The following is a 25488-nucleotide window of genomic DNA, read 5'->3' as shown; positions in this document are numbered from 1 at the left end:
CAAAGGGGTTCAGTTGACCGGCCTGAAGGGTGACGCAGCTATCGTCGGCCTCGTCGAGTTGGCACCGGTGAGGCGCCCTTCCGCGCCCTCGCCCATGACACTGGAGCAGATCGCGTTGCTCGCATCAAGAGTCATCGAGGATTCCGGAATCGAGCCCACCGCCGTCGATGGAATCATCACCACGCGCATCGCAGAGAGCACCAAGTTCGTGCCCTCAACAATCGTGGAGTACCTCGGCCTACCTGTGAACTACGCAGAATTCGTAGACCTCGGCGGAGCGAACGCCACCGCAGGAGTCTGGCGGGCCGCAGCAGCCATCGAGCTGGGCCTGTGTTCGGCGGTGCTGGTCGTAATCCCGGGCGCGGCAGAGAACCTCCCAACCCCGACCCGACGGCCTGCTGCGCCCACGTCGTACTTCGGCGCCTCCAGCGCCGAATTCGGCTCGCCCCAGGCAGAGTTCGAGATCCCATACGGGCTAATTGGCCAGAATGTCCCATACGCTCAGATTGCTCGCCGGTACGGCGACGCCTATGGATACGACAGCTACGCACTCGCAAAGATCGCCGCCGACCAGCGAACCAATGCTTGTGCGACGCCTGACGCCGTATTCTTCGGCAAGAAGATCACTGTGGAGGACGTTCTCGCAAGTCCGATCATCGCCGACCCCATCCACATGCTGGAGGTCGTAATGCCCTGCCAAGGCGGTGCAGGGGTACTGGTAGTGAACCGCGAACTGGCAGCACAGTCGAAGCATCGGCCTGCTTGGGTGACGGGCTTCGGCGAACGAGTCACCAACAAGAGTCTCGCCTACGCCAAGGACCTTCTCGTGACGCCAATGGAAGCGGCCGCACAGCGTGCCTTCGCGATGGCCAAGATCGGTCCCGGCGAAGTGGACCTCGTCTCACTGTACGACTGCTACACGATCACCGTGCTGATGACCCTTGAAGACGCCGGCTTCTGCCCTCGTGGGGAAGGCGCACGGTTCGTCCGCGAACACGACCTCACATTCCGCGGCGATTTTCCACTCAACACGGCTGGAGGCCAGCTGTCCTTCGGCCAGGCCGGAGCGGCCGGAGGAATGCACCATGTCTGCGATGCCGTACGCCAAATCATGGGAAGAGCCGGCGACGCGCAACTCAAGCAATGCGCGACCGCATTCGTCAGTGGTAACGGAGGAATCATGAGCGAGCAGATCGCCCTCATTCTCCAGGGAGAACGATGAACACCCTACTGCCGGACCCGACCCCTCTCACCATGCCCTTCTGGGATGGATTACGCGGCCACCGAATTCGGATTCAGTACTCGCCGTCGGCCGATCGATACGTGTTCTATCCTCGTGCCGTCACCCCGGGCACTTTGACCAACGACCTTGAGTGGCGAGAGATCTCGGGTGCAGCGACACTCATCACCTATGCCATCGATCAGCGACCCACGGCGCCACCACGGCAAGACTCGACACCACAGATACTGGCGGTCTTGGAGTGGACAGAAGGACCCCGGTTCACGTCATCCATCGTTGATGCCGACCCCCCGGCGCTGTCCGTCGGTATGCAGATGGAGCCCGTCTTCATGGATGACGCGCATACGGACCTCACCCTCCTGTACTACCGACCCGCCAAGGTATAGGGAGTCCGCCCCCTGTTCGATTGATCCCTTGACCTGACCACGATTCGGTGGCGCATTGGCGTATGACGTTTCAGGCGGAACAGTGTCGATTTCGGAGAGCGGTTCGTGCTCGACGGGCCGCGGTGTCGAGGTCGGAGTGCCCCAAATTCCTAACCCCGCCACTGCCGTCGTCGAGAGGGACGACCCTCTTAGGTGCGGGCAGATCCAGGGCCCTGAGTCAAGCGCCGAGCAGGGGCGGAGCCAGTAGAGAGAATGCTCGCTTGGAGAGCACGCGCCACGAGCGCACATCCACCAGCGAGCGATTGATCAGAGGGCGCCGGCTATCACGTGGCGACACTGACAACATGTGCCCGGAAGGTCTCTCGGTCGTTCTCGCTGCCAGTCCAGTCGCGCGTCCGAGCGAAATCGAACATGCCCTCGAACCGAGGCTGCCACCCTGCGCAGGCGGCCGCCAAAACTGACTCCAAGAAGTCGCGATAGAGCCACGCGTAACCATGCACGAGGCGTCCGGCATCGCCTGCAACCAAGGCGCGGTCCAATGCCTGGAGGTCGCGCCCCCCAGCATCTACGTAGAGCTCACGGAAGTTGTCCGGCTCGTTGAGTACTACCGCGTCGGAGGAATCCAAGGAGACGTACATGTCTACGTCAGGTCCGAAGCGGCGGTCTGGCCGGCGCGGCGCCCGAATACCAGAGCGTTGGCGTAGGCGTTTCCACTCCCCACATAGTGCTTCCCCACGACCCCACCGGTCACTTCGCCGGCGGCATACAAACCAGGGATCGCATTCCAATGTCGGTCGAGAACGCGTGCGTCCGCATCGATCTGGGGCCCTACGGCCGTCAACGGCATGTGCCAGAGGCGAAGCTCGGTGGCATAGAACGGCCGAGTCGCCACGGTCTTGAATACCGGCGCCTGCTTATCGAAGAACCTATCTCGACCGCAGTGACAGTCAGCGTTGTAAGTCTCCAAGGTTGCAGTCAGAGCCGGAGCCGGAATTCCCAGCTTGTCTGCAAGCTCGGGAATGGACTGGGCGACATGGACCTTCCCGGTCTCAACCATCTCGTCGATCACGGGTTCGACGAAGTCCTCCCACGGGTGCCCCTCGGGAAAGTTCACCTTGCGGTGCTGCGCCGTGGTGCCCGGCTGCGCCTCGCGCTTTGTCCTATCGTCCCACAGCGCAAATACGGGCCCCGACTGCGCCGATGTCACAGCTTCGGCAACGTTGTATGGAGACATCTCGTCCATATAGCGACGCCCCTGAGAATTGACCACGACCATCCAGCCGGGCAGGTACGCCCCCTCATTCTCGTGCGTGAAGTTCGCACGCAGGCGCAAGACACCGTTGTCATGCCCGGTAATGTCGGCACCGGCATGCGCAGCCATCACCAGGCCATCCCCGCGGCTGCTGGGAGGACCTACGTACCAAAGCCAGTCGTCCGCAGCATGCGCCCGGGGGAAGTGCTCCTTCAGGAGCATGCGATTGGCGCCGAATCCACCGGTGGCCAGAATCGTGGCGCGCGAACGCATCTCCTCGTCTCCGGCCAGGGCGCCGACAACCCGTCCGGCGTCATCACGCAGCAATTCCGTCACCCGGGTCTTGAGGACGACATCGACGTTGCGGCGGCGCTTCACCTCGGCAAACAGTACGTCGACAATGTTGGCGCCCAGGCCCTCGAAGACGTGCGCCCGGGGCACTCGCTCATCGCCGGCGAAGATGATGCCGGTGCACTTCGCCCCCAGCCCGACCAGCCATGAGATCGTCGGCCCCGAGTCGTAGGCCAACCTGTTCGCAATCGCGGGGAGCACCTCCCAGTTGTTCAATACCTGGTACTCGCGCGCCAACTCCTCGGCGGTGTCCGAAATACCCTCTGCAGCTTGAAATTCGGTCCCAGCGGCCATCACGATACCCGTTGACCAGGCGCTCGCGCCCCCGACGTGGTCTTCGCTGTCGACCAGCACCACGCTCAGGTCCGGATCGTCAGACGCTTGCAAGGCTGCGCTCAACCCGGCAGCCCCCGTCCCGATTACAAGCACGTCGATATCGAAGTCGTCTGCCACGTCGTCGGCCCTTCCAGTATCCGGACGCCCACCAATGGGGGTTCCTATTTATCGATCGCTAGTTTCCCTGGACAGTAACTCGGATATTCGTTCGAGGTCAACGAGATACTGGCCTTTAATTTTCCTAGACTTACTTAGCCATCGCTCGGTAGCCTGTCGTGGTGACTGTCTCATCTCCCGCAAACTCGGCGATCGCAAATTCGAACCAGAACTCCTCGGTCCTCTCCGCACTCGCACGTGATCTACGCGCGGCCATTCAGAGAGAGCACAGCTCTTGGACTGTCGGTGCGATCGCCCAAGTAGGCGGCGGACGGTCTGCATTGACCGCGATAGCCGAGCTTTCGGAAGCATCGGGTCACAAACGCGTCGCCGTTCGGGCCGAAATGCCCGGCGCCGGAGGGCTGAGCATCGGATCACTACGCGACCAGTACCTGATCCTCGAGCAGCTCCGGTCTCACGATGTTCCGGCCCCCGAGCCAATCCTCATTAGCGAGGGCAGACACGAGGACACCTTCGACCTGCTCGTCACGGAGTTCATCGAAGGCGATGTACCCCATCCATGGCGTAGCACCGGACGGGAGGCCATCAAGGCCCTGGGAAGCGACCGTCGATTCCGCGACGACTTCCTGGGAAAGCTGGCGGCGATCCACGCGATCGCACCTACGAAACTCCCGGCGAACCTGGCGCATGACGGCCTCGAGTCCGCCCACACCCATCCTGGACGGTCGCGTGAGCGTAGCCGATCGTGGATCGGCAGCAGCCGCATGTTCAGCGACGATCCGGTACTGACATTCACGATGCTGTGGCTAGAACAGCACCAGGTCGCGCAGACCTACTCGCCCGGACTCATTCATGGTGACTACCGCCTGGGTAACCTAGTGGTGGGAAACAATTCGGTGCGCGGAGTCTTGGACTGGGAACTGGCCGAGGCTGGTGAGATCCTCTCGGACGTCGCCTGGCTTTGCGGTCCACAGGGACACACCGACGGCCGACCAGCCGGGTTGTTCGCATCCGAGGAAGACATCGTTTCCGGATACGAGACATGGACGGGACGCCGAGTACCGGCTGAACTGTTCGCCTACCTAAAAGTGGAAGGAACGTTGCGGACCGCCGCCGTGTGGGCTCAGCTGAGCGCGGACGAACATGCTCGCGGGAGTCACGCAATGGCACGTCGCTGTCAGGACAGCGTCGTCAACTTGATTGGACAGTGCGCTCAGGTACTCGGCCTTCCGCAGGGCGAGGATGGACGGGCCGACAGATCCGGCGCGCTTGCGCGGGGGCTCGCCTCCATGAGCAAAGACATCCTCAAGGACGTCTCGTCGGAGCCCACCGCCAAGAGCCAGGGGCCTGCGACGCGAGGCTCCCAACTGCTCCTCCGTCGAATCGTCGACATGAGCCGAAGCGGCCCCTATGCCGAGTACGAGGAAGCATGCAAGCGGCTGGTAGGCGAATCAGGCTTCGAGGACCATGTGCAGCGAGTCAGCACTGCACAGCAACTCTGTGCCGCCCTGGCTTGGATGTCCACGGAGGATCCGACGGCACTGGAATCGCATGAGGTCCGGCGGGTCGTTGGCTGGTCGGCCGAGCCAGGCATCGCGTTCGCCAACCAGATGATCGCGACAGCGAACACCCCCGAACCAGTCGACCAAACTCAATAGAAGGATTGCGACGCTGATGAGTTCCCCTTCAGCCAATCTGCCCTCGGCACCGCTCTACTCGAGCGACGACTACCCACTTCATCAGACCGCGGACACCCACGTACGCGTCGCCTCAGACAATCCCCGTTGGACCGAGCGCTGGTACTTCAATCTTCAGCGTGAAGACGGCGCCCTGGTGGGCATCGTCGGTGGTGGCTTCTACCCCCATGGAGGCGTCCTCGAGGTCTACGCGTGCATCCTCCACGACGGGAGGCAGCTCAACCTCCGCCAACGCGTCATCGAGTTCGATCGATCCCGGATCGACAGCGCTGCGGCCGTCACCTTTGCCATCGCCGAGCCCATGGCACGGTGGAGCATGCGAGCGCAGGGCAGCAGCTTCGATCTGGATCTCACGTATAGGTCCGCGCAGCCGGCGTACTTGTTCCCACCGTTCGTCGTAGCAGCGGACCTCCCCCATGCTGCTTCCCAGCTGCAAGTGGATACGGTGCAGCATTTCGTCCAGCCTGGGCAGATCGAGGGCCAGCTCAGAATCGGCGGCGAGGACATCCCATTGGCGCTGAGCAGTTTCCGAGATCGGACCTGGGGGGTTCGCTCGTCTCGGCCTCGCCTGCACCAGTGGTACGTGATGCATCTGAACGACGGGAGTCAGCTCAACCTGATCCATCAGGAACGGGCGGACGGTGCCGTCATGGTCACCCACGTTGCCCGCATGTGGAACGACGGATCCGTCGAGACCGGGGTGCTCGACAGCCACGACCTGGAGTTCGATCCGACATCTCGAACATTGAAGCGGGCAACGTTCGAAGGACACCTCGCCGGGGGCGGCGCCATCGCCATCTCCGTCACAAACATCGGAGACGGGGTACGGCTACTCGGCGCAGGATACAGCGAGAAGCAGGGCGAGGCGACTGGCCTGGGCGTGCCACAAGAGGAGGTGTGGGATTTGACGGACAGCAATCTGGTCGCGAGCCTCGGCAGGGGGACCATCGACAGTCCTGCTACTGCGCATTGCTCTTGGGGGTCAGACACTTTGACCGGCTTTGGCATCACGGAGACCGCCATAGCCCGAAACCACTGGCGATACGGCGCGCAGCTTCACTGACTCTGCACTCCTGAACGGAATCGGCGGCGATGAACACATTTCGAGGACGTACGAAGGGAACAGGATGAAGTTCGGAACGGTGTCCCTCTGGCGTGACTCTCTAGATGACTACGTGCAACAGATCGAACTTGCGGACTCACTCGGTGCCGACATCGTAGGAGTGGGTGACTCTCAGGCGGGCTTTCGTGAACTCTACGTCTCACTAGCCGTAGCGGCGTGCCACACGAAGCGGGCGTCGCTGGGACCGATGGTCACCAATCCCCTGACACGTCACCCGGCCGTGACCGCCAGCGCCATCGGGACCCTGGATCGCTTGACGGACGGCCGAGCTGTAGTTGGCTTTGGCACGGGCGGAAGTGCGCTGTGGACCATCGGACGACCACCCGCGCGGGTCGCCCAGATGCGCGAGTACATCACAACAGTTCAACATCTGATGCGAAGTGGAACGGCCACCTTCGAAGGCGACGCCGTTTCCGTCCAGGACATACCCAGGGCGGTGCCCGTCTTCATCAGCGCGGAGGGCCCACGCACACTCGCGCTCGCCGGCGCCATCGCCGACGCCGTTGTCCTTCACACCGGGACCACGCCTGCCGCCATCCGGTGGTGCAAGGAACGACTTCACGCCGGCGCACAAGAAGCCGGCCGCGACCCGGGCGAGATCGAGATCTGGATGATGCTCAAGGCCAGCGTCGCCGACGATCGCGCGACTGCTCTGGAGCATGTGCGGGCCGGTCTGGCAGGAAGTGCCTCGCACGCCCTTCGTCAGGGCGCCGAGGAGAAGGGCGTTCCAGCGGAGCTACTTGAACCACTAAGCGAATTGATCAGCCGCTATGATGCCGCCCAGCATGCTGTCGCCGGGAGCGCCAACGCAAAATTGGTTGACTCTCTGGGCCTCACCGACTTCCTTGCCGGCTACTTCGGCTTGGTGGGGACCCCCAAGGACTGCGTGCGGACGCTTGAGTCGCTCGCATCCCAAGGCGTTCAGGGCGTGATCTGTCCTACCAGCTCACCGCACCCACTCAACCTGATCGAACGGCTGGGACGCGGGGTCTTCCCGAACGTGCCCACTCCGGCAGCGGTTTGAGGACGTCTGGGAACCACTTCGCCCCTGGTCGTGACCTGTTCAGACTTTTGTGCCGGAGACCGCTCCTCTCGAGAAGCGGCGAACTCGTGTGCGCTGCCGCCAGCGACGTCGTCATCACCAGTAGCGATCGCTAGGTAGATTTCAGGCTCGCTGACCACTGATCGACGCGAGTTCGCCGATTCTTCCGCAGGGTCAGCTGCACACAACGGGCAGCCGGCTGCCGGGACGGATCAGGGCATGGGCGCGACGGCGCCCCGCCACCAAGGCCATGGTGACGGGGCAGGATAGTCGAACGTGAATCGGCCTTCAGAAGGTTTAGAGGGTCGCGGCCGCCTCACCGCGGGGTCAACTGATGGTTCAGATATCCCACAGTGACTCGCTCGCTGCGTCGAATCGCACCGTGATACGACGTAGGCGCGTCTGACCTTCGACTGCGCCCTCACCGAACGCGTTCCCAACCCCGCTGTTTTTGAAGCCCCCGAACGGTAGAGCTGGGTCCATGACCCGGGTGGCGTTGCACCAGATCGTACCGGCCTCGACGCTTTCGGCCACGCGCAGCGCCGTCCCCACTTCCTTGGTCCAGATGTTGGCCGACAGGCCAAGGTCGACGCCGTTGGCGAGGTCGACGGCCTCTTCCTCCGAGTCGAAGGGGATGACGGTGAGAACGGGGCCGAACACCTCTTCCCTGGCGACGGCGGAGTCCGCCTGATCATCACGGTAGATCGTGGGGGCCAGATAGTAGCCCGGAGAGCCTTCGTAGCCCTTCGGTCGTCCACCGCCGGTCAACAACTGGGCCTGAGTGTTGCCGAGTTCGAGGTAGCGACTCACCGACTCGTACTGCTGGGCGGAGATCAGCGGGCCCATCTTCGTCGCCTCGTCGGACGGCGCACCCACCCGAATGCGCTGCGTCGCCGCGACCAGACGCTCGGTGAAGCCATCGGCAATCGACTTGTGCAGAAGCAGCCGACTGGTAGCTACGCACACCTGGCCCGCGTTTCCGAAGATTCCGTACAAGGTGGACTGAAGTGCAGCATCGAGGTCTGCATCGGCAAAGACGATGCTGGGGGCCTTTCCCCCGAGCTCCAGGGTGACCTTCTTGAACGACTCTGCGGCCGCTAGATTCACACGTCGGCCCCCTGTCACTCCGCCGGTGAAGGTGACCCCACCAATCCCCGGGTGGGAGGCGAGGAGTCCCCCGACCTCGCCTGCGCCCGTCACCACTGACAGCAGACCCGCCGGAACACCCGCCTCGCTCGCCAAGTCTGCGATCCTCAACGCTGACAAAGACGAGAATTCAGAGGGCTTCAGGACAACCCCGTTGCCAGTCGCCAGCGCAGCGGCTCCCCGACCTACGCAGCTGGCGACGGGCCCGTTCCACGGCATGATGCCTGCCACGACACCGAGCGGCTCACGAATGGTATAGCTCAGGTGACCGGGGGTCACCGGGAGTTGGGCGCCGTTGATCTTGTCCGTCATGCCGGCCCAGTACCGGGCCACCCGAGGGGCCGACATAGCCTCGCCCCGGGCATCTGTGATCGGCTTGCCGGTCTCGGCGGTGATCAACTGCGCCAGTTCCTCTGAATGCTGGGCAACCAGTTCGCCCCACTTCCAGATGATTGCACCCCTCGCGTCGGGAGTCAGCTTGACCCAGCGCCTCTGCGCCTGGGCTGCGGCCTCGACGGCCTGGTCAACCAGTGACTCCGAAGTCACCTGTAGCTGCGCGATCTGGGACTCGGTGGCCGGATTGATGACTGCAATTGTCTGATCCGCGCCAGATGTCACCCGCTCACCGGCAATGAACGGTTGCTGCAATTCCGCGATGTGCTCCACTGAAAGCCTTCCGATGAACGTGCCAGAGTTGTACGCCCGTATTCGCCGAGGCTCGGGCGCCTGGCGCCGCAGTGCACGGCGGCACTATCTGCAACCTCGAACGGTCAGTCGGTCGCGCGGGCAGGAAATGCCGGGCGCCAATGGGACTATTCCCTGCCGGTTCGAGGACTGTCAAGAGCGATCGATAGGTAAGCTGCGAGGGTGACTTGCCTAGCTGTTGTAGTAATTCAGTACTTTCCACCCGCTAAGTTGGCGATTCTGGGAGGGCCGGACGTAGACTCCGAAGCAGAATTGAACTAACCATCGATCGATACAGTCGTAGCGTCGTGCAGGTACTGCTGGTGCCGGTCTTACTGATCGTCTAGATCAAGGATCCAGGAGCTTCACTATGGTTCAGCCGTCCGAGGCTTTGGCCGAGGAAGTCAAGTGGGACGAATACCCCCCTGAGACAGGCCTCTCGCCGGTTCTGCGTCACGCACGCGATGCCTTCGTCACGAACGGCTACCACGGGACCTCGGTGCGCGATCTTGCCAAGCGCTTGGGCCAAACAGTGCCCGCAATCTACTACCACTACGAGAACAAGCAAGCAGTGCTGGTAGCCCTGTTGACCCTCAGCATCGAGGATCTCCTGGATCGGTGCACGCGGGCATTAGCAGAGGCATCTGACGACCCAGCAGACCGGCTCTCCACGCTTGTGGAGTGCATCGTCCTGTATGTGGCGAACAGGCGAGACATGGCTTTCCTCGACTCTGAGATCCGCAGCCTGGAATCAGAGAACCGCAAGGCGTACGTTCGCAAGCGCGACCGCATGCAGGCGCTCGTCACAAATGTGATCACGGACGGGATGGAGCGTAAGGTCTTTCTTCCTGGCGACCCTCACGCACACTCCCGAGCGATCATCATGATGCTCCGAGGCATCGCCACCTGGTATCGCATCGGTGGTCCACTCACACCACAGGACCTGTGCAAACAGTACGTCGCCTATGCGTTACGCCTTGTGGGGCACGAGAAGGTCTGACCCGCTTGGCGGGCGAACTCGGTGGGCTTGCAGCTGGGTGTGCGCCCGGCCCGCGTAGGACCTTTTCCTGGGTGCGCCGTGGGCACCTGGCGTCTACGGCTCGCGAGAGGATTGCAGCGGATGCGCGCCACCGGTTTCGATCATCGAACGAATCTCGCCCTTCGCCAGCTTGCCGCCCGGGTTGAGGGGAAGATGATCGACCGTTAGGTATGTCTTGGGTCGCTTGAAGCCGGCTAGCGTCTCCTTCGCATGGGTGCGCAGTTCGCCCTCGCTCACTTCAACATTCGAGGCGAACTCGACCACGGCCACGACCGCCTCGCCCCAGTACTCGTCAGGCACGCCGATAACAGCCACGCGCGAGACACTCCGGTGCTCGGCGAGCGCGGCCTCCACGTCGGCCGCAAACACGTTCAAACCCCCGGTCTTGATCATGTCCTTCACACGACCGCCGAAGTGGACTGCCCCATTCGCGTCCTGATACCCGAGATCTCCTGTGGCGAACCACCCCCCACGAACGTCGCCGGCGTCTATTGCGCCGGGGGCACGCAAGTAGCCCTGCATCACCGATGGCCCACTCACCTCAATTTCGCCCAGCCCGGCGGCTTCGGCAGGCGCACGATACTCGTCGAGACCGCTCGCGTACCCGACGTTGGTCGGGTCGCCGAGGAACGCATCGCCCGAAGCACGCGCCATCGATCCCTCGGTGCAGCCATAGGAGTAGTGGATTTGCGCAGATGGGAACATGGCCGAGATTCTCTGCCGCTGCGCTGGCGTGATTTCGTATGCGGTTTCCAGCACCGCCACGGACGGGTAGCTGGCGCCGGGGACTGCCGCATCAACAGCCATCAGCATCGTCGGCGCGAGGAACGCAACGCGTATGTCTCCTTCAGCCAGGAGGTGCGCCGTCCGATTCGGGTCGAAGCGGGGTTCGAGGACACAGGTCCCGCCGACCATGAGGTCGGTCAGCAGGAAGTTGCCGAACCCGACGCCGCTGAGCGGGAGCACGAACAGCTCCCGATCGCCCTCATGGCGGGGCTGGGACACCTGGCGATTGATGGCGTGCCAGGTGAGGTTCCGGTACGACTTGGCTACCGCCTTCGGGGTGCCCATCGAGCCGGAGGTAAAGAGCAAAATCGCCGTCTCGGAGTCAGCCATGGTCGGCTCGGGCGGCTCATCCGTACAGAACCCGGCTATCGACAGCGTTTCGGGCTCCAAGGCCTGGCCGGCGTTCGCGCTGTCGGGCAGGATGCGGACTACCTCCACTGAACCATCGCGCTCAGCCAAGGAGAGCGCGTCGCGAACTCGAGCCAGGTACTGGGGTGCGGCGGCCACCAGGCGAGGAGAGGTTGCGTGAAGTACGTGGGCGAGGTCTTCGCCCAGCAGTCCGGTGTTCGTCGGCACGGCGATCGCACCGAGTTTGGCCAGAGCAAACATCACGCGCACGTAGTCAGGTCCGTTGGGCGCGCACAGGATCACTCTGTCGCCTGAGGTGACCCCTCGCGCGGCGAGGGCATTCGCCATCGCGTTGACCTGTTCATTGAGCAGGACGTACGAGGTCGCCTCACCTTCGAACTCCAGCGCCGGATGGTCGTGATACCGCATTGCGCTCAAGCGGAGAACACGGCCGTAGTTGAGGAACGCGTCCGGCTGGGCAATCTCTTCCATGTCATCGCTCACTTCCGGTGGCGCGGCCTACCCGGGACCGGTCGGCTCGACTTCGAGCCTGTCCGAAGGGCATACACCGCCACCTAGGCCATTTCGGGTTCAGATCAGCAGCATCACATCCGGAGAACAAGGGGGTCTCTCGACGGCGAACCGCCCTCATACGACAACCTCAGGACGATTTGGGTCAAGAGGTGCTCGACTTTGCAGGCGGGCGGGGTCGAGATCGTCAATCGCGTAGCCAGAATCCCCGTGTAGAACCGTGGATACGCCCAAGCTGAAGAGAATATCTGCGCCAGCGGCACGTCTTGGTCATGCTGCGCGCACAGAATGGGCGCGCACATCGTTGGAAAGCCGACGTAGGCGCGGACCTTGCCCTCAGCGATGGCACGGGACGCGCTTCAGCAGCGGAACGTATCTGGAAGTCGCAACTCAAGCCGAACTGAGATGCACCTGCAGCGTCCGCGGGTCGGACAGGTCGAAATCGACACGCGCACCAACAGCAAGTCTGTCTTGCTGCGACCCCTCCATCAGCGCGGGTATCCGAATGCTCGGCACGGAGTCGGGCACGACGTAAACCGAGGAATAAGGTGTCCGGTCGCGTAGCCACTTGGGAATGCCCATGCTGGGTGTCACAGTTCGGGCGTGGACCGTGACGAACGTGCCCACTACGCCAGAGGTCCCGCACTCAATCCATGACAGCTTGTTGGATTGGCACTTTGAGCAGCCGAGCAGCGGGGGAAAGAAGTGTGCCTCACATTGATCGCACCCCTGAGCGAGGACGGTTCTGTGCTCGGCTACAACCTGCCGGTAGTTGTCGGCGAGCGCCTGCGCACCCAGTTCGACCGGGGCCCGACTGACCACGAGATTCGACATTTAGTTACTCCTTCGCCTGAGGATCGCGCCTGAAGTGGGGCCGATCTGGGGTGCCGTCACCAGCGCGTGCTCGGCGTTGTCGACCTGGTTGGTCGCCTCGCCTCGAAGCTGGCGCACCGCCTCCAGCACATGGCGGAAGCCGGCGCTATAGCCGCACGTGAGGTCGCCGCCATGAGGATTGACCGGTCGGCGTCCGTCAGATAGGAATGCCTTGTCGGCCACGAGATCAGCGACCTCACCGCGCTCGCACAGTCCGAAGGTTTCGACCAGATCCAGGTACGTGAAGCTCGTGCAGTCGTAGACAGCCGCGACGTCGATTTGATCCGGCCCGATTCCAGCTTCGGCGTACAACTGGTTGGCCACGAAGCTAGAGGGACTCTCGGGCCACGAGTTCGAAGTCGGTCGCAGATCGAACCAGGTTCTGGGATCCGGGCCGTGGGATTGGGCGCTCGCGGCGATCTCGACCTCGCGGTCCGGGTTGCTGCTGACGCCTGCCGCGGTGACCACTACGGCGCAGGACAGATCCGACGATGCGTATTCGTCGAAGCTGGTAAAGGGGCCAACCGTGCGGACGTCGGGGTCGAAGTACTCGTCCCGGCCGACCGGATTCTTGAAGATGGACTCTGGGTTGAGCGCGGCGTTGGCCCGCATCAGGTTTAGGGATTGGAACAGGGTCTCTCGCGACATGGGATAGCGCGCGGCATACTCCTCGTAGATCGACGCGAACATATGGAGGTATCCAGTCCAACCGGAGGCACGCATGTAGTTGACCCCGTCGAGATAATAGGGTCGCAGCGGATCCCCCATCGACATCTGCTTGAGCCACTCCTGACCGGTCAAGGTCCGAAAGCAGATCACCGCACGTGCCCGGCCGGACTCGACAAAGGCCCGGGCGACGTCGACAAGTGCGACCGAAGAACCGCCGCCCGATGGCACCTCGATAGCGCAGGCAAGCTCTGCTGTACCGAGTGTCGCGGCCAACGTCATCGCCGACATCGAACCGTCATAGGTGTACTTGACGACTCCATCGATGTCTCTGGGGTCAATTCCCGCATCGTTACAGGCCGCCAGCGCCGCCCCGTACGTCATGTAGTCGGGAGAACGACCGGAGCCGTCAGCAGTCAACGGGACTTCGCCGATGCCCGCGATCACAGCCTGCTTCAGCGCGCTACTCATATAAGCTCCGCGATGACGGCGCCCTCGGCGATCTCGGATCCCTCGGTGACCTTGAATCGTACCGCGCCTGCGGCGGTCACCTCCACAGGAATCTCCATCTTCATCGACTCCAGGATCGCGATGGTGTCCCCTACAGCGACCTCCGTACCGTCCGGAACAGTGAACTTCCACACGGTCGCAGACATTTCTGCTGTCACGATATTCATGTGAGGCTTCCTTCCTTGGCCTTGTCTTTCTTCGAGCTCATGACGCTAATCAGCGACGTGTCGTATTTCCCCGCGACAAACTGCGGGTCCACCAGCAGGCGCGCGAGAAACGGAAGGTTCGTCTGCACACCCTCGATCTTGAATTCTGCGACTGCTCGGATTGCGAGTGCGATGGCCGCCGACCGGTCGGGGCCATGAGCAACGATCTTCGCCAGTAGCGGGTCATACTTGCGCGACACGGTATTCCCCGCGACATAACCGGCGTCGATGCGCACGCCCTCGATCGCCGGTTCGTGCCAGACGGTGATCTGTCCCGGGGACGGGAAGAATCGAATCGGGTCCTCGGCATAGACACGCAGCTCGATCGCATGGCCGGTCAGCTCGGCGTTGCCGGAGCCGAATACAGTCGGCCGGTCCAGGGCCAGGCGGAGCTGTTCGGCAACCAGGTCGACGCCGGTCACACATTCGGTGACCGGATGCTCGACCTGCAGGCGGGTGTTCATTTCCAAGAAGAAGAACTCACCAGTGGTCGCGTCGACCACGAACTCGACCGTGCCCGCACCGCGGTAAGCGATCGCCGCACCGGCACGGACGGCAGCGTCGCTCAGCCGCCGGCGTAAGTCGTCGTCGACAAATGGAGACGGAGCCTCCTCGACGACCTTCTGGTGGCGGCGTTGTACAGAGCAGTCCCGCTCCCCGAGGGCGATGATCGTGCCGTCAGCCAGCCCAAAGATCTGTATCTCGATGTGGCGAGCGTGCTCGACGTACCGCTCCAGCAGCATCGTGGGGTCGCCGAACAGCCGTCCGGCGCGCGTCTGGGCCTGCTCGAATTGCGCGCGCAATTCCTCCTCGTCGCGGGCAATCACCATTCCCATGCCACCGCCACCGGCCGACGACTTCACCATGACCGGGTACCCGGTCTCGGAGGCGGCGGAAACTGCGCCCTCGACGTCCGGTACGGGCGCAACGGAACCAGGAACCACGGGCACGCCGCTCTTCGCCATCAGTTGCTTTGACCGAACCTTGTCACCCATAGCCGTGATGGCCGCGGCGTCGGGACCGACCCAGGCAATCCCGGCCTGAACAACAGCATCCGCGAAACCCGGCTTTTCAGACAAGAAGCCGTAGCCTGGGTGCACCGCCGCCACTCCTGCCGTCCGAGCGACGTCTACCAGCTGATCGACGTCCATGTATGGCACGCCTTTTTCATCCGATAGTGCGACAGAGATATCGGCCCGACCGACGAATGGGAGGTCCTGATCGACGGCGTCGTATACAGCCAGGGCCCGTAGGCCCAACGCCTGGACACCTCGCACCAGCCTCAGCGCGATCTCGCCGCGGTTGGCGACCATGACCAGAGGTACATCAGGCGGGGCGCTCATCGACGTCGCTCCTTCGGCACCGATGAGTCGCCGACGAAGATGCCGTCGATGATTGCCTTGCGGGTCTCGGCCGGGTCGATCACGGCGTGCAGTGCTGCCCGGCCCGCCGGGCGCCAGACTGAGCTTCCCTCTGTCATCTCGGCGGCCACCTCGGCCGCGAGCGCGCGGTACGCGGTCTCACCACCGGTAACGCGTGCCTCTTCGAGGCGCTTCTTGTTCACGATCATCGCGCCATTGGCAGGTGCCATGAAGTTGACCTGCGCATCGGGCCACGCCACGACGTAGTCGGCGCCCGACGGATAACCCCCGAAGAGGACCCATCCGAAGCCGTACGCCTTCCTCAGCACGACTGTCACACGTGGAACGGTTGCGTTGGTCACCGCGTCCAAGAGCTCGATCGCATGACGCAGGATGCCTTCGCGCTCGGAGTCTGGTCCGATCATCACACCCGGTAGGTCCTCGATGAACACGATTGGTAGGTCGTAGGTCTCGGCCAACTGCACCGCTCGCCGTGCCTTGTCCATGGCTCGTGCGTCGGCCACACCGGCACGGAACTTCGGCTGGTTGGCCACGACGACGACCGGGCGTCCCTCGACGCGAGCAAGTCCGGTCACCACCGCCCGTGCGTGCTCGCCCGCCACCTCGAAGAAGCTGTCCCGATCGACCACTCCCTCGATCACTGTGCGCATGTCGTAAGCGCGACGGAAGTCCTCCGGAACGAGGCCCGCCAGGTCGGCCGGGTCCAGCGAGGGTTCCTCCCATTGGGTGGCCCGGGGCGCCGGCAACGTATCGTTTGCCGGAAGGTAGCTGAGGAACGTGCGCAATGCTTCGATGGCCGCAGGATCGTCGGGGACGACGACGTGCGCGATGCCGGATTCCTTCGCTGAAACCTGGGGCCCGCCCAGTTCCTCATCGGTGAGCTGTAAGCCCATGGCCCCGGCGACAACGGGGGGACCACTGAGTCCGATGGATGCGTTGGCAGTCATAGACACGAAGTCCGACGCACCTGCGTAGAAGGCCGGGTCACCGTAGGCCGTGCCCATGATCGCGGTAACGCGTGGAATTCGGACCCGCCGGTGTCGCAGGCCGAAGATCGTTTCACCCTCATACATGCCGTTGACCTCGGCAAAGGTCTCGTCGAGCATGTCGGGGATACGTCCGCCACTCATGTCGCCCAGGACGACCAACGGAACGCCCTTGGTCTCGGCGAGGTAGTTCATGTGGCCCTGCTTGCGCAGACCGATCCGTCCGTTGCTGCCACCCAGCACAGTGGCGTCCATCGCAACGACTACGGCCTTCCGCCCATCGATCATCCCTGCCCCTGTCACCACAGCATCCGCTGGTGCAGCCTCCCCGACCTCAGGGCGGTCGGAGTGGGCGAACATCCCTATTTCGACGAAAGTTCCTGGGTCGAAGAGCAGGTCGATGCGCTCGCGCGCGGTCAGATGCCCGCGGGCGTGGTGGCGGGCGACTTTGGCGGCGCCCCCCTGTTCGAGGGCTAGATCGCGCCGACGATGGAGCTCGGCCCTCGCCTGTTCGCGAGGACCTGCGTCTACAACCTCGGGTTCGATTTCACGTGCCGATACAGTCATCAATTCACCTTCTTGGAACCGGAGCCGAGAACTTCGGTCCCGATTAGGACAACGGTGTCGTCCTGTTTGTTCATTTGAACGCTGAAGTGCACTTCTTCGGCTGCAACCGCGGTGACGGTGCGGCGACAGGTCAAGGTGTCTCCGACGAAGACTGGTGCCAGGAAACGGACATCCGACCAGCGTCGAGCCATGTCGGCCCCGTCTGGCGCGTACCACGCCGCGTGGTCCGGGAACATTAGTCCAATCGTCCAATTCAGCGCGATATACCCGTGGGCGATCGGGCGCTCGAACGGAGAGCCGGCCATGTGCGCCTTGTCGAAGTGCAGACGCGTGTAGTCGTGCACCAGCCCGGCCCATGTGCCGAGATCGGACTCGGAGACTGTGCGCCCGGTCGACTCTCGGAAGTCACCGACACTGAGGCGTTGATCAAACATCTGCTGTCCTCCGCCGCACGAGAATCCGTTGCTCAGAGCTCGTCAGAAGCTGGCCAGTCACCGTCGACGTCTCGTGCCTGTACGCCACGAGGCCGGTCGACTTGCGCGCGACGAGATCGGTGACCGTCGCACTGCTACGGATCATCGTTCCTCCGATTGCTGTGCTGTGAAACGTAATTGAGTCGAATCCATAGAAGGCTACAAAATGTTCCGGGATGTAACCGGCGTCGCCGTGCAGAAGCAGGGCCACGCCGAGGCTGAAAAGGTACATCTGCGGCACGGGCAGCGGCTCATCGGCCTTTCGATCGAAGATCGGCCGCACGTCGTTCGAGAAACGCGTGTAGGCCCGGACATCGTCGTCGCAGACCACACGACTGGGGCTGCGGAACCTCATGTCGAGCGTGAAGTCATCAAAATAGGCCGGTTCGGGTCGGGCTACCCGCCTGCTATCGGCCGGTTCTACTGCCGCCATCGCAACCCTCATCCTTCTGTCGAAATCCATATAATCGAGTTTTCTCTTACTTATCTATCGATAGGTAGGACACTAGCTCGCAGGAAACGTGGGGGCAATAGTTTGGAGAAAACACCGAATACCTCGTGCTCTGACAGCTTTCGCCCTGTACCTGCTCCGTGGTAGTCCCTAACTTGACACCGCGTAACATATCGATCGCTAGATCACGATCGCAACGAGTGGGTCCCGAAAACAATCCGCGAACCATGAGAGACGATCGAGACGACCACAGGGACAGAACCCAGCGGTGACGCTCCGTCTGCTGGCCTCAGCGCTGTGACGTCAAATAGCGCGTCGGTCGCATGAGTGCAATTTCGGTTGCGCTCATCTCACTCAACTCCCGCCGGCACAGCGCAAGCCATGTTTGTGATGCCGGGAGCTCGAGAAGGTCCGCATGCCCGCGAAGGCGGCGAAAGGCGCTGCTCAGCAACGCCGACGGATCGGTTGCCACACGCGTTCCGATGCCGAGTGGCGCGGCCAGTTCGTCGGGCAGGGCAGAGAGCATGCGTTGGTCAGCCGTCACCGGGTACGTTGCGGACTCCGCACGCTCCGCTACGCGCGGCCCCAAGTTATCGAGAAGACCTACTGTGAGCAGGAGAGTCGAGCGTGCTTCCCTGTCGGCGACCGATGGAAGGACCTGGGTCTCGAGGACGCGGACAAGCACACCGATCAAACGGTCGGGCTCGTTTCCGCGCAGGCCACTCACAGGGCCTCGAACTGCTCGATGAGCCGCAGGAGCTCAGCGTCTGTCCGGTGTGAGCCGAACTGCCAGGACAGGTCCCGCACATCGATGAGGGCCGGGTCCTCACTCTGCAGCGCAAGGTCGAGTAGTCGCAGTTCGGTGCACCCTCTGACCCAGCCCGCCGCGATCTGCCACAACAGCACGTCGCGTTCGTCCATTCGGCGGCCTGATGCCGCGTTATACAGTTCGACGAACTGGTCACGGCTGACGAGTCCCATGATCGGATCATCTCCGGATCGCGCAGACATGCACATCCACCCGACATCGAAAAGCGGGTTCCCGAATCGGGCCGTCTCCCAATCCAAGATGCCTGCGACGCGATCTTCCTGCCAGACCAGGTTGGCCAGCCGAAAATCGCCGTGCACCAGCGTGACCTCCTCGCGGGTATCTCCGAGATGACTGTGCAACCACAGCCTCACAAAATCGAGCACCCTCGAACTCACGACGGCAAGCTGATCGAGCGTCTTGTCGAATTGGAGGAGAAAGGTAGCAGGGTCCCCGTGCGCCGTGCCTTGTGCGCCTGGTGCAGAGACCTGGTCCAGTGATAGCGCGTGAAGTCGACTGAGCACCTCTGCCATCTCCCGGGCCATGACGATCCTCCGAGATTCGTCGAAGTCGCTGGTCTGCCGCGGGTTGTGAACCTCCCCCTCAATCCAATCGAGCACGAGGAACGGCGTGCCGAAGACACTCGCGTCGCCGGCAGCGATCACCTCCGGTACCGGCATCCCACTGGCCGCGAGCTGCCTCATGAGCAATGCCTCGTTGGCGCCGTCGTAGTGAAGAAAAGGTCCCTGGTCGGGATCCAACCGCACCAGCAGCTTCCGATCCTCGCCGGTCATGGAGAAGATGAACCCGTCGTGGGAGTTCCCGGGGGCTCGACCGACGTACTCGACTGGCCGCGATAGCTGCGACTCGAGGTAGTGAGCAAGACGCGCCTGTACCGGAACTTCAGAAATACTGACCTCACTGGAGGTCTGGAGGATGCCGCCAGTCGTGCTCATCGGTAGCTCCGTCCTCGGAAAGCACGCCAGATACTCGGCGACCAGATTTCCTGGTCCTCGCCAACAACAATTCGACCGTCGACATCCCAGTCGACCAGGCTCATCCAGGACAGCATGCTCGTGTTCGCGGCCAGCGCGATGCTGTTGCGCACCCGGCCACGGACCTCGCGGGTTCCTCCGCCTTCTTCTTCAAATGCGACGGTCAATTCCATCGGGTGACCCGTCACCGGATCGCGCTTCGTCACCTTGCGCACACCGGATGAGAACGGACGCTGTCCCGTCGCGGACGTCTCGTGTCCGCCCACAAGTGGAAGGTCATCGCGGAGCATGTCGAGATCGCGAGGAGCGGCGTAGAGAGCAAGGAAGCCGTCGTCCGATCCGCCCAGCGCGTAGGAGTATGCAGACCGGAAGAGCGTGAAATCGCTGCGCCGATACCAGGAGCGATCCCGCATCGCGAAGCAATCGACGTCGCGCCGCGTACCGTCGACCGTCACCCAACCGGTCATGTGCATCGGCTGATCCAGGTGCTTGCCACCGAAATAGGTGGGGGCCTGCAACGCCTTCGCGCTGAGATCAAAGGCGAAGCGGTCGCCATAGCCTCGCTCATCCTCAGAGGTGAGGCGATACTCCCGAAACGGGTCGACGACCGTGTGGGATAGCCCCGGGATCTCGAGGTCGAGCAACGAAGTCGGCATCCCCAGGCGCACGTCCTTCCAGTACGCGGTGTCCCACGGGGACGAGACCCCGGGACCCCAGACATAAGTGAAGGCGTCCATCACCCCGAGGTTCGGTCGGAATCGCAGATAGACGTGGCCGGCGAGCACATGGTCCGTGGTCCAGAACGAGTACCACGCCGTCTCTGTCAACCAGGGACTGGAGTCAGTGGGCGGTAGGTGTAGTTCGTCCACACTCTCGACCGCGACTTCGGTTGCCAATGGGAACTCCTTGGTGGGTATGCACTCTGACGTTTCCCGCACACCTTAGATAGCGCTGGCTACCTTGTCGCCTGTGCCCGCCCGGCTCGGTTCGATCCTTTGGAGTTCCGCACATTGGCCGGGCAAGCTCGGTCTGCATATTCAGCGCCCCACCGAGCGCCGACGATCCATACTGGATCGCACCTGCCTCTCAGCGTTGTGGTGTCCTACAAGACGACGGCCTCGGTTGGTCGCGAACGTCGTACGGGGTACCTACGGTCCGGACCATGGAACTCTTGTTGGACTGCCCTTGTGGAGTAAGACTGATCGGCGCAGGGGAAGACGCGCTCGTGCTCGAGGCGCAGCAGCACCTTGCCACCGCCCACGCCGAACTCGAATACACGCGCGCCGAGATCTTGTTCATGGCTCGGCCGACGCGATGAGCGAAACGCCGCGAGTGGTCATCGTCGGCGCCGGGCACACCGGAGCGCAAGCCGCAATCGCTTTGCGCGCCGAAGGCTTCGAAGGCCACATCGTTCTCACAGGTGACGAGGAAGCACCGCCGTACAACCGGCCGCCCCTATCGAAGTCGTTTCTCAAATCGACCAGTGATGCAGTGTCTGTCGCAGTCCGCCCAGAAGGATTCTGGGCGGAGCAGGACATCACGCTGCAACTCGGCCGACGTTCCGTAGCGATCGATAGAACCGCTCGCAAGATCGCCCTCGACGACGGGTCGGAGCTGGATTTCGATCGGCTCGTGCTGGCTATGGGTTCACGGCCGCGGACCATCCCGACCGCACCGGGTATCGCGACCTTGCGTACCATCAAGGACGCGCTCCGGGTGCGGAACGTTCTTCGGCCCGGCGCCCGCGTGATTCTGGTGGGGGCAGGCTACATCGGACTCGAGGTAGCAGCTGCGGCCTGTGAGGCCGGCGCTGAAGTCAGCGTGATCGAGGCAGCACCGGACATATTGCGCCGCACCCTATCCGGTGCGACTGCCCGCTACTTACAGACCGCCCACGAGCGAGCCGGCGCTCGATTCCTACTTGGTTCGGCACCTCGCACCATCAGGCCCACAGGTGTTGAGATGGGCTTGAGCGAGAACGTCGAAGGCGATGTGGTCATACTCGGTATCGGCGTACAACCGAACGTGGAGCTCGCCGAAGATGCGGGCCTCGCTGTGCTCGACGGCGTCGTCGTTGACGAGCACCTGCGGACCTCCGATCCGAATATCTTCGCAATCGGTGACTGCGCAAGATTCCCCTGCGCCGTGACCGGTCGGCCAGTGCGCCTCGAGTCAGTCCAGAACGGCACCGATCAAGCTCGCCACGTCGCACGCACCCTCGCGGGCGAGGACACCGCGCCATACCGTTCCGTCCCGTACTTCTGGACCGAGCAGCACGGACACAAGGTGATGATCGCGGGTGTGTCGGCACCCGACGACGACGTCCAAGTGCGCGGAAATCTCGAGGACGATTCGTTCTCGGTTTTCCGGCACGACGCCGAGGGTCGGCTCACCGCCGTCGAGTCGGTCAACGCGCCTCACGATCACGTTGCTGCACGTCGCACGCTCGGCGGCCGGACATGACATCAGGGGGACCACGCCGGCGGTCCGTCCCTTTCGGACATCGACCGTGACGGAGGTAAATGAGAAAAGCTGCGGCGGCACCGGGATTGTGTGCCGACCGCAGCTTTTCGCCTGTCTGCGGCGAATTCAGAGGCGTTCGATGATTGTGACGTTTGCCTGCCCGCCGCCCTCGCACATGGTCTGTAGCCCGTAGCGGCCGCCGGTGCGCTCGAGCTCGTGCAACAGCGAAGTCATCAGCCTCGCGCCGGTGGCCCCAATCGGGTGACCGAGCGATATCGCACCACCGTTCGGATTCACCTTGGAGTGGTCAGCACCCAATTCCTTGAGCCAGGCCAGAACGACCGGCGCGAACGCCTCATTGATCTCCACGACGTCGATATCGCCGATCGACAACCCGACCTTCGCGAGCGCCTTTTGGGTCGCCGGAATAGGGGCCGACAGCATCATGACCGGGTCTGCACCGAGGACCGACATGTGATGGATGCGCGCACGTGGCTTGAGCCCGAGTCTGTCAACCGCGCTCTGGGAGGCGACGAGTAAGGCTGCGGCGCCGTCCGAGATCTGGCTGGACGTGGCAGCGGTGACCGTACCACCCTCTAGCAGGACGGGTAGCTTTGCCATCTTTTCCGACGATGTGTCCGGCCGCGGGCCTTCATCGACGCTGTGTCCTCGGAATTCCGCAATCTCACTGACAAACCGTCCTGCGTTGATGGCCTCGACTGCGCGGCGGTGGCTCTCGAGCGCGAACGCCTCGTTGTTTTCGCGAGTGATGCCCCAGTGGGCAGCGATGAGCTCGGCTCCCCGATACTGCGACATCTCCTCGTCACCGTAACGATGCTTCCAACCTTCGCAGCCGGTCCACGGGTCGGTCGGTCCATATTCGGCACCGGCCGCGAATCCACTCATGATCGGGTACTGGCTCATGTTCTGGACCCCTCCCGCGATTAGCAGGTCGGCGGTTCCACTCATCACCGCCTGCGCAGCGAAGTGCACAGCCTGCTGACCCGAGCCGCATTGACGGTCGATCGTGACGCCCGGCACGGATTCGGGCAGCCCAGCGGCCAAGACCGACGTTCGCGCCAAATCGCCTGACTGAGAGCCGATCTGGTCGATACAGCCCAGGATGACGTCGTCGATCTCGGCAGGGTCGAAATCGTGACGGTCGACAAGGGTGCGAAGAACGTGGGCTGCCAAATCGGCCGGATGGGCACCCGCGAGGGAGCCGTTCCGGCGACCGACCGCCGTTCGTGTGGCGTCGACGATGTAGGCGTCGTTCATGGTGTTCCTTTCCCTGGCATGAGGGTCTTAGTAAAGGTTCGTGAGTGTTGCACCGAACCCAAGTTGCGCGGACTCGGTCGAGCACAATCTGCAGTCACGAAGCCGCCGGCGTGAAAGAAACCCGGAATGCCCGCGGCACCAGGAAGAACATTGCTCCACTGAAATCTGCTTCGACGACCTCGACTGACTCCCAGCGCTCCAATGTCGCCCGGAGCACCTCTTCTTGCTCGAGAAGACTGAACATGCGGCCGAGGCAGCCGTGGATGCCGGCACCGAAGTTCAGCGGCTGTTTGGCGTGTGGACGGGTTACGTCAAGGGTCCGCGGGTCCGGGAAGACCGCCGGGTCGTTGTTGGCGGCGAAGATGAGTGGGAAGACGGTGACATCGGGGGTCAGTTCGGCCCCTCGGTAGGTAAGTGTCTCCTTCGCGGATCGCGTGATGGACCACGCGCCCGGGTTGTAGCGCATCAGCTCCATGACGGCGTGAGGAATGCGTTCGGGCTCGCGCCGAAGTAGTTGCCATTGCTCCGGATTCTGGGCGAGCGCCTCTAGGTTGCAGCACATCTGGGCAGCGGTGGTATCGGTGCTCCCCACAAGCGCATTGAAGGAGACCGCGAGGATATCGCTCTCGTCGATTTCCCCTCGCGCCTCGGCAGCAACAAGGAAGGAGAGCAGATCTTCACCGGGATTCTGACGTCGCTGCTCGGTGAGCTCGAGCAGATAAGCCTTGGTCTTCGACGCCGCTTCCTCCAACCGCTCCCTGTGCCCTGGGAGCGGTGGTGCAGAGAGGAGCATGCACTCTTCGGACAGGTGCTGGATGAGGGGAGCGTCGGTGAGGGGAGCTCCGATGATCAGACAGTAGAGAGTGGCCGGTAGCTTGTTGGCAATCTTCCACAGGAAGTCGAAGTCACCGGCCTCGCCGACCGCGTCATCCAGCCACTCCCCCACCCAAGCGCGGACATCTGCGCGCATGCGGTCGGCGCTACTGGATGCGAACCAGGGAGCGCAGGCACGTCGAGCGCGCAGGTGATGTGCTCCGTCGCGGCTGAATAAGAAGTTGAGGAATGACTCGCGGGTCGCCTCGCCGTCGATCCCGATCGAGTCCATCCGAGCCTTCATACCGAGGCTGAAATCATTATTGCGAACAATCGCTGCCGCTGCGTCATATCCCACGACCTCGATACCGCGCTGGCTCCGAACGATACCGGGTCCGCCCTGGTAGTTCGCGACTGCGGCGACCGCGCGCTCGATGCCGGAATGAAACTCCGGCGACTCCCAGTCGACGGTCGGGATGTTGGTCGATCCCCAATCCGCGGTGACCGTTTCAGTGGTCATGACTTCTCCTCAATACTGCATGTCGGGGTGTTGGGCTGCTGTTCGGGGCTGTCGAGAGTCGGGGCGTAGCCCTGGGATTCAAGCGTCCCTCTGGAGGCTGATGGCTTCGGCGGGGCACATGGTGACCGCGTCGTTCACTTCGCGCATGTCGCCGTCCGCGACGTCTCCTCCATGTGGGAGCTCGACCTTGCCGTCGTCACCGAGTTCGAAGTAGGACGGCGCCAGGGTGCACAGACCGGCACCCAGGCACTTGTCTCGGTCGACGATGATTTTTGTGTTCACGAGGATGTCCTCCAGATCTACTCAGCGGCTGATCCCGCTTGAGCAGTCAGTGTTCAATCAAGAGCGACTGAGCGCGAGACCCAGTTTTTCGGTGTTGTGGAGATCACCAATTTCGTGAAGCGGCTCCGACATCGCCG

The 25488-nt window shown here is 62.9% G+C and carries 24 protein-coding genes; 9 read left to right on the top strand and 15 right to left on the bottom strand.

Features of this window, described 5'->3' with window-relative positions; genetic code table 11:
• Window positions 1-13: 13 nt before the first annotated feature.
• Window positions 14-1222 (top strand): thiolase family protein, encoded by a 1209-nt coding sequence (locus tag P3H15_RS31695; protein WP_276140832.1) that lies wholly within the window; start codon window positions 14-16, stop codon window positions 1220-1222.
• Window positions 1219-1626 carry a Zn-ribbon domain-containing OB-fold protein gene (locus P3H15_RS31690; RefSeq protein ID WP_276140831.1) on the top strand — a complete coding sequence of 136 codons (408 nt, stop codon included), beginning with the start codon at window positions 1219-1221 and terminating at the stop codon, window positions 1624-1626. The genes P3H15_RS31695 and P3H15_RS31690 overlap by 4 nt, the downstream gene beginning before the upstream one ends.
• A 640-nt stretch (window positions 1627-2266) precedes the next feature.
• Here P3H15_RS31690 and P3H15_RS31685 read toward each other — a convergent pair.
• Complete coding sequence (locus tag P3H15_RS31685) at window positions 2267-3682, bottom strand: FAD-dependent oxidoreductase (protein WP_276140830.1); 1416 nt, start codon at window positions 3680-3682, stop codon at window positions 2267-2269.
• Between the two features lie 383 nt (window positions 3683-4065).
• On the opposite strand from P3H15_RS31685, the gene P3H15_RS31680 reads away from it, so the two are divergent.
• The 3 genes from P3H15_RS31680 (at window position 4066) to P3H15_RS31670 (ending at window position 7526) form a co-directional block, all read left to right on the top strand.
• Entirely contained in the window at window positions 4066-5340 is a 1275-nt protein-coding gene (locus tag P3H15_RS31680) for a phosphotransferase (RefSeq protein WP_276140850.1), read from the top strand.
• Window positions 5341-5515: 175 nt separating this feature from the next.
• Window positions 5516-6442 (top strand): hypothetical protein, encoded by a 927-nt coding sequence (locus P3H15_RS31675; protein ID WP_276140829.1) that lies wholly within the window; start codon window positions 5516-5518, stop codon window positions 6440-6442.
• Window positions 6443-6506: 64 nt separating this feature from the next.
• Window positions 6507-7526 carry an LLM class flavin-dependent oxidoreductase gene (locus P3H15_RS31670; RefSeq protein WP_276140828.1) on the top strand — a complete coding sequence of 340 codons (1020 nt, stop codon included), beginning with the start codon at window positions 6507-6509 and terminating at the stop codon, window positions 7524-7526.
• Between the two features lie 357 nt (window positions 7527-7883).
• Here P3H15_RS31670 and P3H15_RS31665 read toward each other — a convergent pair whose 3' ends face one another.
• Window positions 7884-9356 carry an aldehyde dehydrogenase gene (locus P3H15_RS31665; RefSeq protein ID WP_276140827.1) on the bottom strand — a complete coding sequence of 491 codons (1473 nt, stop codon included), beginning with the start codon at window positions 9354-9356 and terminating at the stop codon, window positions 7884-7886.
• 388 nt (window positions 9357-9744) lie between these two features.
• Here P3H15_RS31665 and P3H15_RS31660 point away from each other — a divergent pair, with 388 nt between their 5' ends.
• Window positions 9745-10374, top strand: a complete 630-nt coding sequence (locus P3H15_RS31660; protein ID WP_124393647.1) for a TetR/AcrR family transcriptional regulator — start codon at window positions 9745-9747, stop codon at window positions 10372-10374.
• A 93-nt stretch (window positions 10375-10467) separates the two neighbouring features.
• On the opposite strand, the gene P3H15_RS31655 is transcribed toward P3H15_RS31660, so the two are convergent.
• From P3H15_RS31655 to P3H15_RS31630, 6 genes are all read right to left on the bottom strand, one after another.
• On the bottom strand, window positions 10468-12039 hold the full coding sequence (locus P3H15_RS31655; protein ID WP_276140826.1) for a class I adenylate-forming enzyme family protein: 1572 nt from the start codon (window positions 12037-12039) through the stop codon (window positions 10468-10470).
• Window positions 12040-12468: 429 nt separating this feature from the next.
• Window positions 12469-12912: a Zn-ribbon domain-containing OB-fold protein gene (locus tag P3H15_RS31650; protein ID WP_276140825.1), complete on the bottom strand. Its 444-nt coding sequence runs from the start codon at window positions 12910-12912 to the stop codon at window positions 12469-12471.
• Window positions 12913-14088 carry a hypothetical protein gene (locus tag P3H15_RS31645; RefSeq protein WP_276140824.1) on the bottom strand — a complete coding sequence of 392 codons (1176 nt, stop codon included), beginning with the start codon at window positions 14086-14088 and terminating at the stop codon, window positions 12913-12915.
• A complete protein-coding gene (locus P3H15_RS31640; RefSeq protein ID WP_276140823.1) occupies window positions 14085-14294 on the bottom strand; it encodes an acetyl-CoA carboxylase biotin carboxyl carrier protein subunit in 210 nt (69 codons plus the stop codon). Before P3H15_RS31640 ends, P3H15_RS31645 begins: the two co-directional genes overlap by 4 nt.
• Entirely contained in the window at window positions 14291-15676 is a 1386-nt protein-coding gene (locus P3H15_RS31635; protein WP_276140822.1) for an acetyl/propionyl/methylcrotonyl-CoA carboxylase subunit alpha, read from the bottom strand. The genes P3H15_RS31640 and P3H15_RS31635 overlap by 4 nt, the downstream gene beginning before the upstream one ends.
• A complete protein-coding gene (locus P3H15_RS31630; RefSeq protein ID WP_276140849.1) occupies window positions 15673-17097 on the bottom strand; it encodes an acyl-CoA carboxylase subunit beta in 1425 nt (474 codons plus the stop codon). Before P3H15_RS31630 ends, P3H15_RS31635 begins: the two co-directional genes overlap by 4 nt.
• Between P3H15_RS31630 and P3H15_RS31625 the strand changes: the two genes are divergently transcribed.
• A complete protein-coding gene (locus P3H15_RS31625) occupies window positions 17050-17178 on the top strand; it encodes a hypothetical protein (RefSeq protein ID WP_276140853.1) in 129 nt (42 codons plus the stop codon). The two genes, P3H15_RS31630 and P3H15_RS31625, sit on opposite strands and share 48 nt — an antisense overlap.
• 89 nt (window positions 17179-17267) lie before the next feature.
• On the opposite strand, the gene P3H15_RS31620 is transcribed toward P3H15_RS31625, so the two are convergent.
• The 4 genes from P3H15_RS31620 to P3H15_RS31605 form a co-directional block, all read right to left on the bottom strand.
• Window positions 17268-17702 (bottom strand): MaoC family dehydratase, encoded by a 435-nt coding sequence (locus P3H15_RS31620; RefSeq protein ID WP_276140821.1) that lies wholly within the window; start codon window positions 17700-17702, stop codon window positions 17268-17270.
• On the bottom strand, window positions 17695-18174 hold the full coding sequence (locus P3H15_RS31615; protein ID WP_276140820.1) for a hypothetical protein: 480 nt from the start codon (window positions 18172-18174) through the stop codon (window positions 17695-17697). Before P3H15_RS31615 ends, P3H15_RS31620 begins: the two co-directional genes overlap by 8 nt.
• 741 nt (window positions 18175-18915) lie before the next feature.
• Window positions 18916-19956, bottom strand: a complete 1041-nt coding sequence (locus P3H15_RS31610) for a phosphotransferase family protein (RefSeq protein WP_276140819.1) — start codon at window positions 19954-19956, stop codon at window positions 18916-18918.
• Window positions 19953-20891 carry a hypothetical protein gene (locus P3H15_RS31605; protein WP_276140818.1) on the bottom strand — a complete coding sequence of 313 codons (939 nt, stop codon included), beginning with the start codon at window positions 20889-20891 and terminating at the stop codon, window positions 19953-19955. The genes P3H15_RS31610 and P3H15_RS31605 overlap by 4 nt, the downstream gene beginning before the upstream one ends.
• A 266-nt stretch (window positions 20892-21157) precedes the next feature.
• Between P3H15_RS31605 and P3H15_RS31600 the strand changes: the two genes are divergently transcribed.
• Together P3H15_RS31600 and P3H15_RS31595 are read left to right on the top strand one after the other, a co-directional pair.
• Window positions 21158-21313, top strand: a complete 156-nt coding sequence (locus P3H15_RS31600) for a DUF1059 domain-containing protein (RefSeq protein WP_124393636.1) — start codon at window positions 21158-21160, stop codon at window positions 21311-21313.
• Window positions 21310-22458 carry an NAD(P)/FAD-dependent oxidoreductase gene (locus P3H15_RS31595; protein WP_276140817.1) on the top strand — a complete coding sequence of 383 codons (1149 nt, stop codon included), beginning with the start codon at window positions 21310-21312 and terminating at the stop codon, window positions 22456-22458. The genes P3H15_RS31600 and P3H15_RS31595 overlap by 4 nt, the downstream gene beginning before the upstream one ends.
• A 126-nt stretch (window positions 22459-22584) precedes the next feature.
• Here P3H15_RS31595 and P3H15_RS31590 read toward each other — a convergent pair whose 3' ends face one another.
• From P3H15_RS31590 to P3H15_RS31580, 3 genes are all read right to left on the bottom strand, one after another.
• Entirely contained in the window at window positions 22585-23736 is a 1152-nt protein-coding gene (locus tag P3H15_RS31590; protein WP_276140816.1) for an acetyl-CoA C-acetyltransferase, read from the bottom strand.
• Between the two features lie 94 nt (window positions 23737-23830).
• Window positions 23831-25069, bottom strand: a complete 1239-nt coding sequence (locus tag P3H15_RS31585) for a cytochrome P450 (protein WP_276140815.1) — start codon at window positions 25067-25069, stop codon at window positions 23831-23833.
• A 78-nt stretch (window positions 25070-25147) separates the two neighbouring features.
• The gene (locus P3H15_RS31580; RefSeq protein WP_124393632.1) at window positions 25148-25351 is read right to left on the bottom strand and encodes a ferredoxin; all 204 of its coding nucleotides are present in this window, start codon (window positions 25349-25351) and stop codon (window positions 25148-25150) included.
• Window positions 25352-25488: the final 137 nt, after the last annotated feature.

Origin of the sequence: Rhodococcus sp. T2V, from assembly GCF_029269925.1 — a bacterium.
Taxonomy (GTDB): domain Bacteria; phylum Actinomycetota; class Actinomycetes; order Mycobacteriales; family Mycobacteriaceae; genus Rhodococcus_F; species Rhodococcus_F koreensis.
The sequence above is the reverse complement of the archived record's forward strand: the minus strand, read 5'-3'. Positions and strand labels throughout refer to the sequence as shown.

Bases quoted from the DNA above. Each gene is read 5' to 3' on its own strand.
- P3H15_RS31690 (WP_276140831.1), top strand. From the start codon at position 1,219: ATGAACACCCTACTGCCGGACCCGACCCCTCTCACCATGCCCTTCTGG.
- P3H15_RS31680 (WP_276140850.1), top strand. From the start codon at position 4,066: ATGCCCGGCGCCGGAGGGCTGAGCATCGGATCACTACGCGACCAGTAC.
- P3H15_RS31670 (WP_276140828.1), top strand. From the start codon at position 6,507: ATGAAGTTCGGAACGGTGTCCCTCTGGCGTGACTCTCTAGATGACTAC.
- P3H15_RS31660 (WP_124393647.1), top strand. From the start codon at position 9,745: ATGGTTCAGCCGTCCGAGGCTTTGGCCGAGGAAGTCAAGTGGGACGAA.
- P3H15_RS31655 (WP_276140826.1), bottom strand. From the start codon at position 12,039: ATGGAAGAGATTGCCCAGCCGGACGCGTTCCTCAACTACGGCCGTGTT.
- P3H15_RS31650 (WP_276140825.1), bottom strand. From the start codon at position 12,912: ATGTCGAATCTCGTGGTCAGTCGGGCCCCGGTCGAACTGGGTGCGCAG.
- P3H15_RS31645 (WP_276140824.1), bottom strand. From the start codon at position 14,088: ATGAGTAGCGCGCTGAAGCAGGCTGTGATCGCGGGCATCGGCGAAGTC.
- P3H15_RS31640 (WP_276140823.1), bottom strand. From the start codon at position 14,294: ATGAATATCGTGACAGCAGAAATGTCTGCGACCGTGTGGAAGTTCACT.
- P3H15_RS31635 (WP_276140822.1), bottom strand. From the start codon at position 15,676: ATGAGCGCCCCGCCTGATGTACCTCTGGTCATGGTCGCCAACCGCGGC.
- P3H15_RS31620 (WP_276140821.1), bottom strand. From the start codon at position 17,702: ATGTTTGATCAACGCCTCAGTGTCGGTGACTTCCGAGAGTCGACCGGG.
- P3H15_RS31615 (WP_276140820.1), bottom strand. From the start codon at position 18,174: ATGGCGGCAGTAGAACCGGCCGATAGCAGGCGGGTAGCCCGACCCGAA.
- P3H15_RS31610 (WP_276140819.1), bottom strand. From the start codon at position 19,956: ATGAGCACGACTGGCGGCATCCTCCAGACCTCCAGTGAGGTCAGTATT.
- P3H15_RS31600 (WP_124393636.1), top strand. From the start codon at position 21,158: ATGGAACTCTTGTTGGACTGCCCTTGTGGAGTAAGACTGATCGGCGCA.
- P3H15_RS31595 (WP_276140817.1), top strand. From the start codon at position 21,310: ATGAGCGAAACGCCGCGAGTGGTCATCGTCGGCGCCGGGCACACCGGA.
- P3H15_RS31590 (WP_276140816.1), bottom strand. From the start codon at position 23,736: ATGAACGACGCCTACATCGTCGACGCCACACGAACGGCGGTCGGTCGC.
- P3H15_RS31585 (WP_276140815.1), bottom strand. From the start codon at position 25,069: ATGACCACTGAAACGGTCACCGCGGATTGGGGATCGACCAACATCCCG.